The sequence below is a fragment of the Jiella soli genome (genome assembly GCF_020615385.1).
In the GTDB taxonomy this organism is placed as follows: Bacteria; Pseudomonadota; Alphaproteobacteria; order Rhizobiales; family Rhizobiaceae; genus VKMB-3413.
On the sequence record NZ_JAJAVB010000025.1, the window covers coordinates 1 to 17,282 of the forward strand.

General features: G+C 68.0%; 13 protein-coding genes and 1 tRNA gene. 5 read left to right on the top strand and 9 right to left on the bottom strand.

Going from position 1 to position 17,282, the window contains the following annotated elements:
• Positions 1-64: 64 nt before the first annotated feature.
• From LH400_RS14470 to LH400_RS14490, 5 genes are all read right to left on the bottom strand, one after another.
• Positions 65-141, bottom strand: a tRNA-Arg gene (locus LH400_RS14470).
• A 346-nt stretch (positions 142-487) separates the two neighbouring features.
• Complete coding sequence (locus LH400_RS14475; RefSeq protein ID WP_229153450.1) at positions 488-1,030, bottom strand: winged helix DNA-binding protein; 543 nt, start codon at positions 1,028-1,030, stop codon at positions 488-490.
• Between the two features lies 1 nt (position 1,031).
• Positions 1,032-2,339 (bottom strand): TRAP transporter large permease, encoded by a 1,308-nt coding sequence (locus LH400_RS14480; RefSeq protein ID WP_229153451.1) that lies wholly within the window; start codon positions 2,337-2,339, stop codon positions 1,032-1,034.
• A complete protein-coding gene (locus LH400_RS14485; protein WP_229153452.1) occupies positions 2,339-2,875 on the bottom strand; it encodes a TRAP transporter small permease in 537 nt (178 codons plus the stop codon). The genes LH400_RS14480 and LH400_RS14485 overlap by 1 nt, the downstream gene beginning before the upstream one ends.
• Before the next feature lie 347 nt (positions 2,876-3,222).
• Positions 3,223-4,191 (bottom strand): TRAP transporter substrate-binding protein, encoded by a 969-nt coding sequence (locus LH400_RS14490; protein WP_229153453.1) that lies wholly within the window; start codon positions 4,189-4,191, stop codon positions 3,223-3,225.
• Positions 4,192-4,319: 128 nt separating this feature from the next.
• Between LH400_RS14490 and LH400_RS14495 the strand changes: the two genes are divergently transcribed.
• Positions 4,320-8,075, top strand: coding sequence for a hydantoinase B/oxoprolinase family protein (locus tag LH400_RS14495; RefSeq protein WP_229153454.1), 3,756 nt, complete (start codon positions 4,320-4,322; stop codon positions 8,073-8,075).
• 435 nt (positions 8,076-8,510) lie between these two features.
• Positions 8,511-10,457 carry a methyl-accepting chemotaxis protein gene (locus LH400_RS14500; protein WP_370638395.1) on the top strand — a complete coding sequence of 649 codons (1,947 nt, stop codon included), beginning with the start codon at positions 8,511-8,513 and terminating at the stop codon, positions 10,455-10,457.
• Positions 10,458-10,658: 201 nt separating this feature from the next.
• Here the strand turns inward: LH400_RS14500 and LH400_RS14505 are convergent, their stop codons facing one another.
• A complete protein-coding gene (locus tag LH400_RS14505) occupies positions 10,659-12,158 on the bottom strand; it encodes a CoA-acylating methylmalonate-semialdehyde dehydrogenase (protein WP_229153455.1) in 1,500 nt (499 codons plus the stop codon).
• A 126-nt stretch (positions 12,159-12,284) separates the two neighbouring features.
• On the opposite strand from LH400_RS14505, the gene LH400_RS14510 reads away from it, so the two are divergent.
• Positions 12,285-13,166 (top strand): LysR family transcriptional regulator, encoded by an 882-nt coding sequence (locus LH400_RS14510; RefSeq protein ID WP_229153456.1) that lies wholly within the window; start codon positions 12,285-12,287, stop codon positions 13,164-13,166.
• An 11-nt stretch (positions 13,167-13,177) separates the two neighbouring features.
• Here LH400_RS14510 and LH400_RS14515 read toward each other — a convergent pair whose 3' ends face one another.
• A complete protein-coding gene (locus LH400_RS14515; RefSeq protein WP_229153457.1) occupies positions 13,178-13,672 on the bottom strand; it encodes a PRC-barrel domain-containing protein in 495 nt (164 codons plus the stop codon).
• 293 nt (positions 13,673-13,965) lie between these two features.
• Between LH400_RS14515 and LH400_RS14520 the strand changes: the two genes are divergently transcribed.
• Positions 13,966-14,379 (top strand): universal stress protein, encoded by a 414-nt coding sequence (locus tag LH400_RS14520; protein ID WP_229153458.1) that lies wholly within the window; start codon positions 13,966-13,968, stop codon positions 14,377-14,379.
• Positions 14,380-14,409: 30 nt separating this feature from the next.
• Here the strand turns inward: LH400_RS14520 and LH400_RS14525 are convergent, their stop codons facing one another.
• Positions 14,410-15,306: a 2-dehydropantoate 2-reductase gene (locus tag LH400_RS14525; protein ID WP_229153459.1), complete on the bottom strand. Its 897-nt coding sequence runs from the start codon at positions 15,304-15,306 to the stop codon at positions 14,410-14,412.
• 85 nt (positions 15,307-15,391) lie between these two features.
• The gene (gene cobT / locus LH400_RS14530; protein WP_229153460.1) at positions 15,392-16,408 is read right to left on the bottom strand and encodes a nicotinate-nucleotide--dimethylbenzimidazole phosphoribosyltransferase; all 1,017 of its coding nucleotides are present in this window, start codon (positions 16,406-16,408) and stop codon (positions 15,392-15,394) included.
• A gap of 102 nt (positions 16,409-16,510) precedes the next feature.
• Here cobT and cobS point away from each other — a divergent pair, with 102 nt between their 5' ends.
• Positions 16,511-17,281 (top strand): adenosylcobinamide-GDP ribazoletransferase, encoded by a 771-nt coding sequence (gene cobS, locus LH400_RS14535; RefSeq protein ID WP_229153461.1) that lies wholly within the window; start codon positions 16,511-16,513, stop codon positions 17,279-17,281.
• Position 17,282 lies beyond the last annotated feature (1 nt).

Here is a 17,282-nt window from a genome sequence, read left to right on the forward strand (position 1 = left end):
AGATTGTCACCCATGTCTTAGGAACGTTCTGTTACCCATGTCTCCGGGGCGGACAGCCGGGTTTTGGCGCGCCCGAAAGGATTCGAACCTCTGACCCCCAGATTCGTAGTCTGGTGCTCTATCCAGCTGAGCTACGGGCGCGCTTGGGGCAGCGCCGGAGGCGCATCACCACTGGCGGGTAGGTAGCGGGTCGCGGCGCAGAATGCAAGCCGTCAGAACCGGCATTTTGCCAATGTCATTGTGACGAATTCGCATGACGATCGCACGACGCCGCCGGGATCGGTGTGTGAGGTGGTCCGGATTTGCGGCGAAGGACCGGAGTCCCCTGGCGCCACGGCGGCTGGGATTCCTGCAGGCGCAGCATCGAGGGGCTTTGACGAGCGGGCTTGCGCGTCCGCTCTGGGGGCGTCCGAGCCCGCGCGTTCCGCTGCCGTCATGCGCGGCGCGGAGGCCTTCACAAAGGGTGCATCCGGTAAGGCGTTCCGGTTCACAGGCTCGCCGCAGTGCGGGCGGCCTGGTCGTAATGGCCGGACAGGACCCTCAGGAGATGGGCGATCTTCGACATCGCCTCGGGCGAAATCCCGGTCTCGCTCGCGCCGGCGACGAGGATCTTCTCGCGCAGGTCCCGGTAGCGCCGGCAGGCGGCTTCGCCGGCATCGGTGATCGTCACCAGCCGCTCTTTGCCGGCCTTCTCGCGGGAGACGAGGCCCTTCGCCTCGAGCTTCTTGATCGCATAGGTCGCCAGATGCGTGTCCTCGATTCCGAGGACGAGGCAGATGTCGGCGAGCCGCTTGGCCTTGCCGCGATGGGTCACGGTGTGGAGGACGAGGATCTCCGTCGCCGTCAGGCCCGGCTGGCCGGCCGCCGTCATGCAGCGCTCCATCCAGCGCTCGAAGGCGTGGCCGGCGAGAATCATGCCGAATTCGACCTCCGACAGCGCCGGCATCGCCCCGTCGGCAAGATGGGCGGAGGAAACGATCGGGCCGATCGATTCGCCCGCCGTGTCGTCGCTCCGGTCGGATTGGGACATGTCAGCCTCCCGAGAACATGGTCCGCGGCAGAAACAGCGCGAGGTCGGGGAAGAGGGCAAGGAGCAGGACCATCAGCGCCAGCAGGCCGAAGAAGGGCGCCGTCGCCGCCGCGATCTGGAAGATGTCGCGCCCCGTCAGGCCCTGGATGACGAAGAGGTTGAATCCGACCGGCGGGGTGATCTGCGCCATCTCGACGACGATGACGAGGTAGATGCCGAACCAGACGAGGTCGAAGCCGGCCTGGTTGACCAGAGGCATGATCACCGAAGTGGTCAGCACCACCATGGAAATGCCGTCCAGGAAGCAGCCGAGCACCATGAAGAACAGGGTGAGGGCGAAGAGCAGCGCGTAGGGCGAAAGGCCGAGCGAGCCGATCCAGGTCGCGAGCTCGCGCGGCAGGCCGGTAAAGCCCATAGCCGTCGTGACGATCGCCGCGCCGGCGAGGATGAAGGCGATCATCGCGGAGACGCGGGTCGCCGCCATCAGGCCCTGGCTGAAATCGCTCCAGGAAAGCGCCCCTTGCGCCCTCGCGATGGCGAGCGCGATGACCACCCCGATCACCGCGGCCTCGGTCGGCGAGGCGATGCCGCCATAGATCGAGCCGATGACCCCGGCGATGAGGAGGACGGCGGGCAGGACGCGCTTCAGCGCCGACAGCTTGCTCTCCTTGGCGAGGACGTCGGCATTGTCCGGCATCAGCGAGGGTTTCAGCGTCGCGGCGAGGGCGACATAGCCCATGAAGAGAACGGCGAGGACGAGGCCCGGCAGGATGCCGGCGATGAACAGCCGCGCGATCGATTCCTCCACGGCGGCGCCGTAGACGATGAGGATGATCGAGGGCGGTATCAGGAGGCCCAGCGTTCCGGAGCCGGCGAGCGAGCCCATGGCGAGGCGCTCGTCATAGCCGCGGGCCTTCAGCTCGGGCAGCGAGATCTTGCCGATCGTCTGGGTGGTGGCGGCGGAGGAGCCGGAGATTGCGGCGAAGATCGCGCAGCCGACGATGTTGACATGGACGAGGCGTCCGGGAAGCCGGCGCATCAAGGGGGCAAGCCCGGCAAAGAGGTCGTCGGAGAGCTTGGACCGGAACAGGATCTCGCCCATCCAGATGAACATCGGCAGCGCGGTGAGGTCCCAGGAGGTCGAGGCCGACCAGAAGGAGGTCGCGAGGATCTGCGCGTCGGGCAGGGCCGGGCGGGCGAGCAGCGCGGCGAGCGCCGTCAGCGTCAGGGCGAGCGCCACCCAAAGACCGAGGGCAAGGGCGCCGAACAGGACGACGACGAGGAGGAGGGAAAGCTCGAAAACGCCCATCAGATCGCGCTCCCCGAGCCGCTAATCCGGTCCTGTCCGCTAAAGGCGAGGACCGCCTCGTCGATCAGCGCGATCGTCAGGATGAGAAGGCCGAGGGCGAGCACGGCCTGGGGCAAAGCCAGGGGGACGGCGACCATGCCGTAGGAGACGTCGCCATAGCTGAGGCTCTTCAGCGCCAGCGCGGCGAGCGCATAAGTCGCGAAGGCCGAGATCGCCGCGCTGCAGAGCGCCACGCCGCCGTCGACGATCCGCCGGGAACGCTCCGGAAGGCGCGTCGTCAGGAGGTCGACGCGGATGTGGACGTTCTTCGCCAGCGTGTCGGCCAGCGCCAGAAAGGTCGCCGCGGCGAGCAGGAAGCCCGAGATCTCGGCGAGCGAGGGTACGATGAAGCGGGTGGGGGACACGCCGAGAGCGACGAGGGCGAAGTCGAGGATGCGCGCCGCGATCTGCAGGGAGACGAGGACGAGGATCGCGACGAGGCAGAGCGCGGCGGCGCCGGCTGCGATCGTATAGAGCATGTCGAGAGCGCGTCGCATGGGGCGGGGCTAGGCCTCTGGGGTTAAGACGGTGGGGCCGCGCGCGGGCGTGCGGCAGTTCGGCGTGGAGCGGCCGCCGCGTTGAGGCGCTGCGCCCCGGGCGCTGCCGCGAGGTGGAGACCGCGGGCGCCGTGCCCCGATGCGCCCCTCTGTCCTGCCGGACATCTCCCCCACACTGGGGAGATCGATCTTGCGCAAACGCTTGCGCCATCTGGGCACGCCATGTTCGGCCTTCGGTCGGGGAACGAGGAGCCGCCCGCCGAGCTGCCGATCTCCCCCCTTGCGGGGGAGATGGGCGGCAGCCCAGAGGGGGTGCGCAGGCCTCCCCTTGCGGAGGTATATCCGCCCTACTTGCGATACGCGTCCAGCAGCGTCTCGCCGTCTTCGCCGGCCGACTGCTTCCAGGCTTCGGTCATCTTTTCGCCGATCTTCTGGAAGCCCTGCTTCAGCTCGGCCGACGGTTCGACCACCTCGATGCCGTTCTCCTTCAGGAGATCGGTGGTGCGCTGCGTCTCCTCCTTGGAGGCGTCCCAGCCGCGCTTTTCGGCGGCGGCCGCGGCATCCATGATCGCCGTCTGCGCGCCTTCGGGCAGGGCGTCGAAAGCCGACTGGTTGACGATCACCATGTTGCGGGGCAGCCAAGCGTTCAGTGGATAGTAATATTGGAGGAAGTCCCAGACCTTGGAATCGACGCCGGTGGACGGCGAGGTCATCATCACCGCGACGCGGCCGGTCGAAAAAGCGGTCGGGATGTCGGCCGCCTCGATCTGGGTGGGCACCATGCCGGCATCGCTGGCGAGCTGTTCGGTGGACTTGTTGTAGGCGCGGAAGCTCTTGCCCGACAGGTCCGGGATCGTCTCGACCTTCTCCTTGGTGTAGAGGCCCTGCGGCGGCCAGGGCACCGAGAAGAGAAGCTTCAGCCCGTCCTTTTCGAGCGCCTTCTCCATCAAGGGCTTCTGCGCCTGGTAGAGCTTGAAGGCCTCGTCGTAGCTCGTCGCCAGGAAGGGCACGGAGTCGACGCCGAAGATCGGGCTCTCGTTTTCGAGGCGCGAGACGAGGAGTTCGCCGATCGGCACGATGCCGTCGCGGACCGAGTTCTTGATGTCGGCATGCTTGATCAGCGACTGGTTGGGATGAAGCGTGATCTTCACCGCATCGCCGGCCTTGTCGTTCACCTGTGAGATGAATTGGGCGATGTTCTTTTCGTGGAAGTTCCCGTCCGGATAGGGCGTCGGCATATCCCAGGCGGTCTGGGCGAATGCCGCGCCGGGAAGGGCGAGAGCGGCAGCGAGGAAGGCGGTCGGCAGATGTTTCATCCGGGGTCTCCGTGCTCCTGTCGTAAGGGACGGGCAAAGACTTCCACGAAATTTGCATGAGGTCAAACACGCTGATAATCTGTCGATAAATTATCGACGTAGATGAAATTGTAGGCGGAGTGCCGACGATGCAGGCAGGCGAAGCGGGTCAGGCAAGGGATGCGGGCGGGACTGCCCGCCCGGGAAAATGGGATTTCTGGATCGACCGGGGCGGCACATTCACCGACATTATCGGCCGCGATCCGGACGGCGCGCTGCATCCGAAGAAGCTCCTGTCGGAAAATCCCGGCGTCTATGACGACGCCGCGCTCGAAGGCATCCGCCAGCTTCTCGGGCTTGAAACCGGGGCGGCGATCCCGTCCGCGCGGATCGGCACGGTGCGCATGGGCACGACGGTCGCCACCAACGCGCTTCTGGAGCGGAAGGGCGACCGCACGCTCCTCCTGATCACGCAGGGCTTCCGCGATGCGCTGCGGATCGCCTATCAGGCGCGCCCGGACATCTTCGCCAAAGAGATCGTCCTGCCCGAACAGCTCTATGAGCGCGTCGAGGAAGTGCCGGAGCGGGTGCTGGCCGACGGCACGGTGGAGCGCGATCTCGACGCGGCGGCGGCGCGCGCGGCGCTGCAGCGGGCGAAGGCGGACGGGATCGACGCGGTCGCCGTCGTCTTCATGCATTCCTGGCACTACCCCGAGCACGAGAAGGCCGTGCGGCGCCTGGCCGAAGAGGCCGGCTTCTCGCAGATCTCGGTCAGCCACGAGGTCTCGCCGCTGATCAAGATCGTGGGGCGCGGCGACACCACCGTCGTCGACGCCTACCTCACGCCGATCCTGTCGCGCTACGTCTCGCGCGTCGCCAAGGCGCTCGGTGCCGACATGAGCGACGGTTCGGCCCCCTCGCTGCAGTTCATGATGAGCTCCGGCGGGCTGACCGCGGCGGAGATGTTCCAGGGCAAGGACGCGATCCTGTCCGGCCCGGCCGGCGGCGTCGTCGGCATGGCCGAGACGGCCCGCGCGGCGAAGTTCGACAAGGTCATCGGCTTCGACATGGGCGGCACCTCGACGGACGTCACCCATTATGCCGGCGCCTATGAGCGGGCGCTGGATTCGGAGGTTGCGGGCGTCAGAATCCGCGCGCCGATGCTGCGGATCCACACGGTCGCGGCCGGCGGCGGTTCGATCCTCTCGCTCGACCAGGGCCGCTTCCAGGTCGGTCCGGGCTCGGCCGGCGCCAATCCCGGCCCCGCCGCCTATGGCAAGGGCGGCCCGCTGACGGTGACTGACGCAAACGTCATGGTCGGCAAGCTGAAGCCGGATCTCTTCCCGGCGGTGTTCGGGCCGAAGCAGGACGAGCCCCTGAACGCGGACGTCGTTGCCGAGAAGTTCGCGGCCCTCGCCGCGGCGATCGGCGACGGGCGCTCGCCCGAACAGGTTGCAGAGGGCTTCCTCACCATCGCCGTCGAGAACATGGCGAATGCGGTGAAGAAGATCTCGGTCCAGCGCGGCTACGACGTCTCGCGCTACCTCCTCAATTCCTTCGGTGGGGCGGGCGGCCAGCACGCCTGTCTCGTCGCCGACGCGCTGTCGATGGAGACAGTCCTCGTCCATCCGATGTCGGGGCTCCTGTCGGCCTATGGCATCGGCCTGTCCTCGCTGTTCGCCTCGCGCAGCCAGGCGCTGGTCGCGCCGCTGGAAGAGAGTGCCAAGGCCGAGATCGAGGCGCTCGCGGCCGAGCTGACGCAGGCGGTGACGGCGGAGCTGACGAAACAGGGCCTCGGCGCCGACGCGATCGGCCACACCGTCCTGTTGCAGCTGCGCTATGACGGGACCGACACGACGCTGCCCGTCGACTATGAGGGCGACCTTGCGGCGGCTCGGCAGCGATTCGAGGCGGCCCACCGCGCGCAGTTCGGCTTCGTCTACGAGAACCGGCCGATCGTCGTCGAGACCGTCTCGGTGGAAGCCGCCGAACGCCGCGCGGAGAGCGAGGCGGCCGCGGCAGGCGAAGCAGAGCGCTACGAACCGGAACCGGGAGAGACCGGCCGCTTCTTTTCCGGAGGAGAAATGCGCGAGGCCGCGATCTTCCGACGCGAGGCGCTGAAGGCGGGCGCCCGGATCAAGGGCCCGGCGCTGATCGTCGAACCCAACCAGACCGTGGTCGTCGAGCCCGGCTGGACGGCCGAGCTGACGGCGCGCGACGACATCCTCCTCACCCGCACCGAGAAGAAGCCGCGCCACGCCGCGCTCGGCACCGCCAAGGCGGGTTCGGCAAGCGCGGCAGGCGGCGAGGCGGCCGATGCCGGGGCCGACCCGGTCCTGCTGGAGGTCTTCAACAATCTCTTCATGTCGATCGCCGAACAGATGGGCGTGACGCTGCAGAACACGGCGTCCTCGGTGAACATCAAGGAGCGGCTCGATTTTTCCTGCGCCGTCTTCGACCATACCGGCGCCCTCGTCGCCAATGCGCCGCACATGCCGGTGCATCTCGGCTCGATGGACCGGTCCGTCGAGACCGTGATCGCGCTCAACGAGGGCAGGATCCGCCCCGGGGACGTCTTCGCGCTCAACGCTCCCTACAATGGCGGCACGCATCTGCCGGACATCACCGTGGTGACGCCGGTCTTCGAACAAGAGGCGGCGAGTGCCGGAGGCGCGAGGGGGAAGGCGGAAAATCCCCGCATCCTCTTCTACGTCGCCTCGCGCGGCCATCACGCCGATGTCGGCGGCATCGCGCCGGGCTCGATGACGCCGCGGGCGACGAAGGTCGACGAGGAGGGCGTGCTGATCGACAACCTGCAGCTCGTCGAGGGCGGCCTGTTCCAGGAGGAGGAGCTTCGCCGCGTCCTGACCGACCATCCCTATCCCGCCCGCAATCCCGAACAGAACATCGCCGACCTCAAGGCGCAGATCGCGGCGAACGAAAAGGGCGTGGCCGAGCTTCGCCGGATGGTCGAGACCTTCGGGCTCGCGACCGTCGAAGCCTATATGGGCTATGTCCAGGACAATGCGGCCGAGGCCGTGCGCCAGCTGATCGACGGCCTGGAGGATTGTACCTACGACTATCCGACCGATTCCGGCCAGGTGATCCGGGTGAAGATCACCGTCGACAAGGCGGCCCGCATGGCGACCGTCGACTTCACCGGCACGTCGGACTCCATGGCGAACAACTTCAATGCGCCGGAGCCGGTGACCCGTGCGGCGGTGCTCTACGCGTTCCGGGTGATGGTCGAAAAGCCGATCCCGATGAATGCGGGGTGCCTTCGGCCGGTGACGATCCTCGTGCCGGAAGGCTCGATGCTGAAGCCGCGCTATCCGGCCGCCGTCGTCGCCGGCAATGTCGAAACCTCGCAGCACGTCACCAACGCGCTCTTCGGCGCCTTCGGGGCACTGTCGAACTCGGAGGGGACGATGAACAACCTCACCTTCGGCGACGACCGCTACCAGTATTACGAGACGATCTGCTCGGGCTCCCCGGCGGGACGCATGAACGACGGCCGCAGCTTTGCCGGAACCGCCGGCGTCCATGTCCACATGACGAACAGCCGGCTGACCGATCCCGAGATCCTGGAGATGCGCTACCCTGTGGTGCTGGAGGACTTTCACATCCGGCGCGGTTCCGGCGGCGGTGGCGCGCGTCGCGGCGGCGACGGGACGAAGCGTACGATCCGCTTCCTCCAGGAGATGGACTGCGCGATCCTCTCATCGCATCGCACCCTGCCGCCGAAGGGGATCGCGGGCGGCGAGGACGGAGAGATGGGCGTCACCGAGGTGCGGCGGCTGGACGGTTCGCTGGAGCGGCTCGAAGGCTGCGATCAGACGGTTCTGAAGGCCGGCGAAGCGGTGATCGTCACCACCCCGACCCCGGGCGGCTTCGGCAGGGCCTGACGGGCCCGGCCGGCCGGCGACGCCTCTGTGATCCCGTCTTGGGGGTCCTATGGGGTCGGCGATGCGGGCTTCCATGGCTATGGCTTGCCTCGCCGGCCCTGACCGGCGGGCGCCGTGTCGCGTTGTGCGAAAATGCTGGGACGAATTCGTGCGGAGAACCTGCGTCGTGCGCCTCATGCGCGGCTCTACCAGCCTGCCGGCAAATAGCACGGCGTCGATAATATCAGCCTGCGATACCAAAAGTTAAGATTGCTCAGCCGCAGGTAGAAACGAAATATTCACCTGCGTTAATTCTACTGGCGGGGCAATCTGTCGCAGCCCGCGGCGGGTCGCACGAGGCGGCCGCTTGCGTGGCACGGCCTTCCATCTCTGGCCGGCGGTCCCTCCGTGGTGGACCGAGCGGCCATGGCATAGCGTGTCGAGGGGATCAAACGCGTGTTTCTGAAGACTTCACTTTCGGCCAAAGTCTCCGCGATGGTGGTCGCTTCGCTGGCGATCCTGACCGTCTTGTTCGGCATCGCCGGCATGGTCGTGCTCCAGGCGGACGGGCTCGATCGGGCGAACGAGCGCCAGGAAGCCAACATGCGCGTCGCATGGGACGTGCTCGAGCGCTACGGCGATCGCTTCCATCTCGAGAACGGGACCCTTTACGCCGGCTTCCAGCCGCTCAACGATTTCTTCACGCCGGTCGACCGGATCAAGCAGCTGGTCGGAGGCACCGCAACCGTCTTCATGGGCGACAAGCGCGTCTCGACCAATGTGATGAAGCCGGACGGCGGTCGCGCCGTCGGCACCGTGCTCGCCAAGGGCCCGGTCTACGATGCGGTCCTGAGGGACGGTAAGCCCTATCGCGGCGAGGCGGACATCCTCGGCACGTCGTATTTCACCGCCTACGACCCGATCAAGAACAGCAAGGGGGAGACGATCGGCGTCCTCTACGTCGGCATCCCGAAGGCGGAGTTCGTTTCCTCGATCACAACGCTGGAATACCAGCTCGCCGCCATCTCGATTGTCGCCGCGATCCTCATCGGGCTCGGCGCGCTTTGGCTGTCGCGGCGCATGTTCCGGCCGCTCGGCGAACTGCAGAAGACGATCGCGGAAGTCGCGGAGGGCAGGACCGATCGCGCCGTCGTCGGGCTCGGCCGCCACGACGAGATCGGCCAGATGGCGAATTCCGTGGAGAAACTGCGCCACGCGGTCATCGAGCAGCAGCGTCTGAAGGGGGATGCGGCGACCGCCCGCGAGGCCGAGGAGCTGCAGCGGATCGAGAACGAAAAGGCCTCGGAAGGCTATGTCCGGGCGCACGAGTTCTTCATGGCGGAGGTCACCAACGGCTTCAAGAAGCTGTCGGACGGCGACCTGACAGTTCGGCTGGGCCGGCCGTTCAGCCAGGATTACGAGGGCGTGCGCGCCCTGTTCAACGAAAGCGTCGCGGCGCTCGAAGACGCCATGGGTCATGTGCTGGGGACCATCGGCTCCATCCGCACCGGTCTTGCCGAGATCAACTCCGCTTCCAACGATCTCGCCCAGCGCACCGAGCAGCAGGCGGCGAGCCTGGAAGAGACGGTCGCCGCTCTCGGCGAGGTGACGCGGGCGGTGAACGAGACCGCGGACGGCGCCGCCGGAGCGCAGAAGGTCACCATGGTCGCGCGCCAGAAAGCCCAGCGGGGCGGCGATGTCGTCCGCCAGGCGGTCGAGGCGATGAGCCAGATCGAAGCCTCGTCGAACCAGATCAATCAGATTATCGGGGTGATCGACGAGATCGCCTTCCAGACCAACCTCCTGGCGCTCAACGCGGGCGTCGAGGCGGCACGCGCCGGCGAGGCGGGCAAGGGCTTCGCCGTCGTCGCCCAGGAAGTGCGCGGGCTCGCCCAGCGCTCGGCCGAAGCGGCCAAGGAGATCAAGGGCCTCATCTCCGCTTCGCGCGGGCAGGTGGAAACCGGCGTCGAACTCGTCACCGCGTCCGGCAAGTCGCTGGAGGAGATCGTTACGGAGGTCGCCTCGATGTCGGAGGTGATCGACAAGATCGCCGCCTCCGCTCGGGAGCAGGCGACGAGCCTCCGCGAAGTCTCGACCGCCGCCGATCAGATGGACAAGGTCACCCAGCAGAACGCGGCCATGGTCGAGGAGGCGACCGCCGCCAGCCAGACGCTCGCCACCGAGACCGACGAACTGGCCAATGCGATGAGCCGCTTCCGCACCGCGACCAAGACGGCGGATATCTCCGCGACCGGCAAGCCGGCGCGCAAGGCCGCCCCGGCCGCGCGCGCTCCGGCCAAGCCTGCCGCAAAGCCGGTGACGCAGATGCGTCAGGTCGGCCACGGCGGGGCGGCACCTGCGGCGTCTCACGAGGTCGCGGCCGACAATTGGGAAGAGTTCTGATCGTCTCACGCGCCTGACCGCCCAGACCGCCGGGAAAGCCGAAAGCTTGCCGGCGGTCTTCGCCCTGACGGGCGTGGCGCAAGGCGATCCGCGCCGCAGCCGGCGCCGTGATCACAGCTGGACAAAGCAAAGGGCCGCACGGTTTGGCGGCCCTTTTTCGTGAGCGGTCTTAATGTCCGGTCGCGGCTGAAGCCGCCGGTTCTACCGCATCGTCGGGATCGAGAACTCCGCGCCGTCCTTGATGCCGGACGGCCAGCGGCTCGTGACCGTCTTCGTCCTGGTGTAGAAGCGGAAGCCGTCGGCGCCGTGCTGGTTGAGGTCGCCGAAGCCCGACGCCTTCCAGCCGCCGAAGGTGTAATAGGCGAGCGGCACCGGGATCGGCACGTTGACGCCGACCATGCCGATGTTGATGCGGGACGCGAAGTCGCGCGCAGCGTCGCCGTCGCGGGTGAAGATCGCGACGCCGTTGCCGTATTCGTGGCTCATCGGCAGGTCGAGCGCATCCTCGTAGTCCTTGGCGCGGGCGACCGAGAGGACCGGACCGAAGATCTCGGTCTTGTGGATGTCCATGTCCTTCTTGACGTGGTCGAACAGGCAGGCGCCGACGAAGAAGCCGTCTTCATAGCCCTGCATCTTGAAGTTCCGCCCGTCGACGACGAGCTTGGCCCCTTCCTCGATGCCGCGGTCGACGAGGCCGAGAACGCGCTTCTGTGCCTCGCGGGTCACCAGCGGGCCGAAGTCGACGTCGTCACCGGCCGTATAGGGTCCGATCTTCAGCGCCTCGACCTTCGGGATCAGCTTCTCGACCAGGCGGTCCGCCGTCTCCTCGCCGACGGGAACCGCGACCGAGACCGCCATGCAGCGCTCGCCCGCCGCGCCGTAGCCGGCGCCGATCAGCGCATCGACCGCCTTGTCCATGTCGGCGTCGGGCATGATGATCATGTGGTTCTTGGCGCCGCCGAAGCACTGGACGCGCTTGCCGTTCGAACAGCCGCGGCCGTAGATGTACTTGGCGATCGCCGTCGAGCCGACGAAGCCGATCGCCTGGATGTCCGGATCGTCGAGGATCGCGTCGACCGCGCCCTTGTCTCCGTTGACGACGTTGAGGATCCCGGCGGGCAGGCCCGCTTCCATCATCAGCTCGGCGAGCATCAGCGGCACGGACGGGTCGCGCTCCGATGGCTTCAGGATGAAGGCGTTGCCGGCCGCGATCGCCGGGCAGAACTTCCACATCGGGATCATCGCCGGGAAGTTGAACGGCGTGATGCCGGCGACGACGCCGAGGGGCTGGCGGATCGAATAGATGTCGATGCCCGGCCCTGCGCCTTCCGAGAACTCGCCCTTCAGCATCTGCGGCGCGCCGATGCAGAACTCGGCGACCTCGAGCCCGCGCTGCACGTCGCCCTTGGCGTCCGGGAACGTCTTACCGTGCTCGCGGGAGAGAGCCTCGGCGAGCTTGTCCATGTCGCGGTTGAGGAGGTCGACGAACTTCATCATGACGCGGGCGCGGCGCTGGGGATTGGTCGCCGCCCAGGCCGGCTGGGCGTCCCGCGCGTTCTCGACGGCTGCGCGCAACTCCTCCGCGGAGGCGAGCGCCACCTTGGCCTGGACCTCGCCCGTTGCCGGATTGAACACGTCGGCCGTGCGTCCGCTGGTGCCGGCGACGTGCCTGCCGCCGATAAAGTGTCCGATGTCCTGCATGTCCATTCCTCCTCGATGATCGTGTGAGATCGTTGTGACGCGAATTGCCGCAGAATCCAACGGGTTGAAACGCGCATCCATTGTGCGAAAATTGAAGCCCCGTACTCTGGAGGCCGGCTCCTCGTCATGAATTGGGACGACGTCCGCATTTTTCTCGCGGTCGCCCGGGCCGGCCAGATCCTGGGCGCGGCGCGGCGGCTGGATCTGAACCACGCGACCGTCGGCCGGCGGCTGACGGCCCTCGAGACCGCACTCGGCACGCATCTCCTCTTCCGGCGTCCGGGCGGCTGCGAGCTGACGGCGACCGGCCGCGCCTTTCTCGACCACGCCGAGAGGATGGAGGCAGCGATGCTGGCGGCGAGGGCCGAGATCGGCGGCGCCGATGTACGCCTGTCCGGCACAGTCCGCGTCGGCGCGCCGGACGGCTTCGGCACGGTGTTCCTCGCCCCGCGCCTCTGGCGCCTTCAGGAGCGACACCCGGACCTCGTCGTGCAGCTCGTCCCGGTGCCGCGCGCCTTTTCCATCTCGCGGCGCGAGGCGGACATCGCCATCACGATCGAGCGGCCGGAGGCGGGACGCCTGGTCGCGGCCAAGCTCGTCGACTATGCGCTCGGCCTTTACGCCGCCCGGACCTATCTGGGTGAGCGGGGGCGCCCCGAAACCCTCGCCGATCTGAAGGCACACCGCCTCGTCGGGGCGGTGGAGGATCTCCTCTACAGCCCGCGCCTTGCCTATTTCGCCGATCTCACCGAGGAATGGCCCTCGGCCACGGAAATCTCCAGCGCCCTCGGCCAGACGGAGGCGGTGGCCGCCGGCGCCGGGATCGGCATCCTCCACCGCTTCATGGCCGACCGCCGCCCCGAACTCTCGCGCGTGCTGCCGCAGGAGACCGTGCGGCGGAGCTATTGGCTCGTGTTCCACGAGAGCGCCCGCGACATTCGCCGCATCGCGGCGGTCGCTGACTTCATCCGGGAGCTGGTGGAGGCCGAGCGCGCGGCGTTCGGTTGAGGGGGGCGGCCTCAGCCGTTGAAGTCCGGCATCTTCTCGATCTGCTCCTTGGTGAGCGTCGTCCGCAGCTTGCCGAGATCGAGCGTCACGTCCTGGAGCATCAGGATGACCGTCTTCTGGCCGACGCCGAGGAAGCCGCCGACCTCCACGGTCACCGCCTTCGGCTGGCCGGTCTGGTCGCCGAGGACGTTCGACACCTCGCCGAGGTCGGAGCCGTCGGCCCCGACGACGTCGAGTTCCTCGACCTGGTCCACCATCAGGTTGAGGCTCGGGACAGGCGCGTCATCCTTGCCGATCGGCACGAGGATCGAGGAGGCGCCGGTGGCGGTGTCGGCCGAAGCAGGATCCTTCGCCGGCGCGGTGGTCGAGCTGTCCGCGGGGGCGGGGGAGGCGTCGCCGTTAGAGGTCTGGGCTGGACTGTCCGTCACGATCCCCGGCTGCGCGTCCTGGGCAAGGGCGGGTCCGGCCAGAAGGGCGAGGACGACGGCGGGGAGGATGGGCTTCAAGACGGTTCTCCTTGTTGGGTGCCGGCCCGGCAGGAGGCTTGCGAGGCGCCCGTCGCCTGCGAGGCGGCGAGCGGCCATGCACGAGCCGATTGCGCAATGAACTAGGGTAGGACGGCGCCTCTGGAACTTCCGCTTCGGCATCAAGGTTCCCGGAGAGACGATTGGTCCGGCACGGGGTGCTGCAGACCTGAGGCTGTCGAGCCCGCATTCATGAACCCGGTTGACCGGGATCAACGACCGGCTGCGGCCAATCTGCCAGACTGTCGCCGAACTCCAGCCGAGAAAGGATGAGGATGTACGAGAGGATCATGGTGCCCGTCGACCTCGCCCATGCCGAAACGCTCGAGAAAGCGCTGAGGACCGTGGCGGATCTCGCGCGGATCTACGATGCCGAGGTCTGCTATGTCGGCGTCACGACGTCGAGCCCCGGTCCGGTCGCCCCTACGCCGGAAGCCTTTGCCGGCAAGCTGGCCGCGTTCGCCTCGGCCGAGGCCGAACGGCATGGATTGAAGGCGACCTCGAAGTCGATCCTGACGCACGACCCGTCGATCGATCTCAACCGCACGCTGGTGCACGCCGTCGAAGAGACCGGCGCGGATCTCGTGGTCATGGCCTCGCACCGGCCGGGCTTTCCGGATCATTTCTTCGCGGCCCATGCGAGCCATGTCGCCATGCATGCCGAGGTCAGCGTCTTCGTGGTGCGCTGAGCCGCGGCCCCTAGCGGTCGGAGTTGTTGGTCAGGATCGCCGTTCGGCCGAGCGGTCGAGCGCATCCACCAGGGCGAAGATCGCGCGGTTGAGCGGCACGTCGACGCCGTGGCGCTCGGCCGCGCGCACCACCGCGCCGGTCAGGTGCTCGTGTTCCAGCGACCGCCCCGAGAGCCGGTCGTAGAGCATGGACGAGCCGCTGCCGGGATTGACGCCCTCGTAGGACCGAAGGACGCGCTCGGCTTCCTCGTCGCCGAGCTTCGCCCCTTCGGCCCGGCCGGCGGCGATGGCCTCCCGCATCAGGCCGAGGGCGAGGGACCGGACGTTCGGCTCGGAGAAGACATCGATCCGGCGCATGGTGAGACAGGTGATCGGGTTGGCGACGATGTTCGACAGGAGCTTCCGCCAGGCGATCGTCAGGAAGTCGTCGGCCATCTCGATCGTCAGGTCGGCCCCGGCAAAGCACTGCGCTGCGGTCTCGCCGGTCGCGTCCCCTGGCAGCACCAGCTGGCTGTTGGAATGGTGGACGATGTGGCCGGGGGCCTTGCGCTCGGCGGCGATGTAGACGATCGCCGGGACGATGGTCGCGCCGTTGGCGAAGGGCTGGGTGCCCGTCACCTGTTCGATGCCGTTCTGGGCGACGAGGATCGTCGTGTCCGGCCCTGCCAGCCTCTCCAGCCAAGGCGCCGCGCTCTCGGTATCCTGTGCCTTGGTGGCGAGGACGATGAAATCGGCGGCGCCGACCTCCTCCGGCCGGCTGGCGATGGTCACGGGCACCGTCCTGGTCTCGCCGCCTGGCTCCCCGACGACCAGCCGCTCGAAGGGCGTTCTCACGCAGAGCGTCACGTCCTGCCCGGCATCATGGAGCATCGTCGCCAGATAGCCCCCGATCGCGCCGCCGCCGATCACCGCTGCCTTCATCGTCATACCTCGCAGAATTCGTCATGGGTGGGCGTTTGCCGGCCCGCGGACGAGACAATCGCCCGATCCGCCGAGCCGAGCGACCCGAAAATCAGCTCCGGTTCGACACCGCCGCCTGTTCGAAGGTCGCCATGCCGGTATGGCACTCCGCCGCGGCCTTGACGATGCCGGCCGCGAGCGCCGCCCCGGTGCCCTCGCCGAGACGCATGCCGAGCGCCAGCAGCGGTATCTTGGCCATTTCCTCCAGAGCGCGGATATGGCCGGGCTCGGCCGAGACATGGCCGAACAGGCAATGGTCGAGCGCGCGCCGGTCCATCGCATGGAGGACGGCCGCGGCCGCTGTCGTGACGAAGCCGTCGACGATCACCGGCACCTGCCGCATCCGGGCGGCGAGGATCGCGCCCGCCATCGCCGCGATCTCGCGCCCGCCGAGGCGGCGCAGGACCTCCAGCGGATCGCCGAGATGTCCCTCGTTCAGTGCCAGGGCCTTTTCGACGATCGCGGCCTTGTGCGCGACGCCGGCGGCATCATGGCCGGCGCCGGGCCCGACCCAGTCGGCACCGGTGCCGCCGAAGAGGCCTGCGAAAACGGCGGCTGCGACGGTTGTGTTGCCGATACCCATTTCGCCGATGCACAGGAGATCCGGCTCGCCGGCCAGAACCTCCATGCCGAAGGCCATGGTCGCCGCGCAGGTGCGCTCGTCCATCGCCGCCTCCTCACTGATGTCGCCGGTCGGCATTTCCAGTGCGAGGTCGAAGACCTTGAGGCCGAGATCGTAGGCCGCGCAGATCTGGTTGATCGCCGCGCCGCCGGCGGCGAAGTTCGAGACCATCTGCTGGGTGACCTCGGCCGGAAAGGGCGAAATCCCCTGTTTCGTCACGCCGTGATTGCCGGCGAAGACCGCGACCAGCGGCCGGCGCACCGCCGGCGCACGGCCCTGCCAGGCGGCGAGCCATTCGGAAATCTCCTCCAGCCGTCCGAGCGCGCCCGCGGGCTTGGTCAAAAGCGCCTCGCGCTCGCGCTTGGCCCGGACCGCCGCGGCATCGGGGCCGGGCATGCGCTTCACGAGGTCGCGGATGTCGTCGAAGGGCAGGCCGGTGATGGACATGGAGGATACTCCGAGGCTTTGGACTTTCGGTGGGCGCTCTGTATGGCGGAAGCGATGTCATGCGCCGGCTGGGCGAGTCGGGCAAGGGTTGGGAGTGGGCAGATGCGGACGATCCTGGGCGCGACGCTGAGAAGCCTCGCCTTCCTGACGCGCCTGCCTGCGCCGAAATGGGCCTTTTCCGGCACGCATTCCCTTGGCGCAGACGCCGTCGCCTTTCCCCTCGCCGGAGTGCTCGCGGCGCTGCCTGCGGCGCTCGTTCTGGTCCTCGCAAATGCCGCGGGGCTCTCGCCCCTCGTCCCCGCGCTCCTCGCGGTCGCGATCCTGATCGCGGTCACCGGTGCGCTGCACGAGGACGGGCTCGCCGATGTCGCCGACGGGCTCGGCGGCCATCATCCGCCGGAGCGCACGCTTCAGATCATGAAGGACAGCCGCATCGGCAGCTACGGCACGCTGGCGCTGATCCTGTCGGTGGGGCTGAGGGTCGGGCTCGTCGCGCACCTCCTCCTGTCCGGAGCGGAAGCGGCGGCACTCGCGCTTGTCGCCACCGCCGCCGCCAGCCGCGGCGCCATGGTCTGGCTCTGGTCGTCTCTGCCATCGGCCAATCCCGGCGGCGTCGCCGGCCGGGCCGGGCAGCCGGATCCGCGGACCGGCCTCCTCGCCCTCCTTCTCGGCCTCGCGGTCTTCCTTGTCCTCGCCATGGCGAGCTTCGGCCTGTGGAAACCTTTCGCCGGCCTTGGTCTCGGCGCGGTGGTGCTCCTCTGGTTCCGCGGCTTCGTCCGGCGGCGGCTGGGCGGCCAGACCGGGGACTGTCTCGGCGCCGCCCAGCAATTGACCGAGATCGCGGTGCTGATCGGCCTTGCGCTCGGCGGCTGAA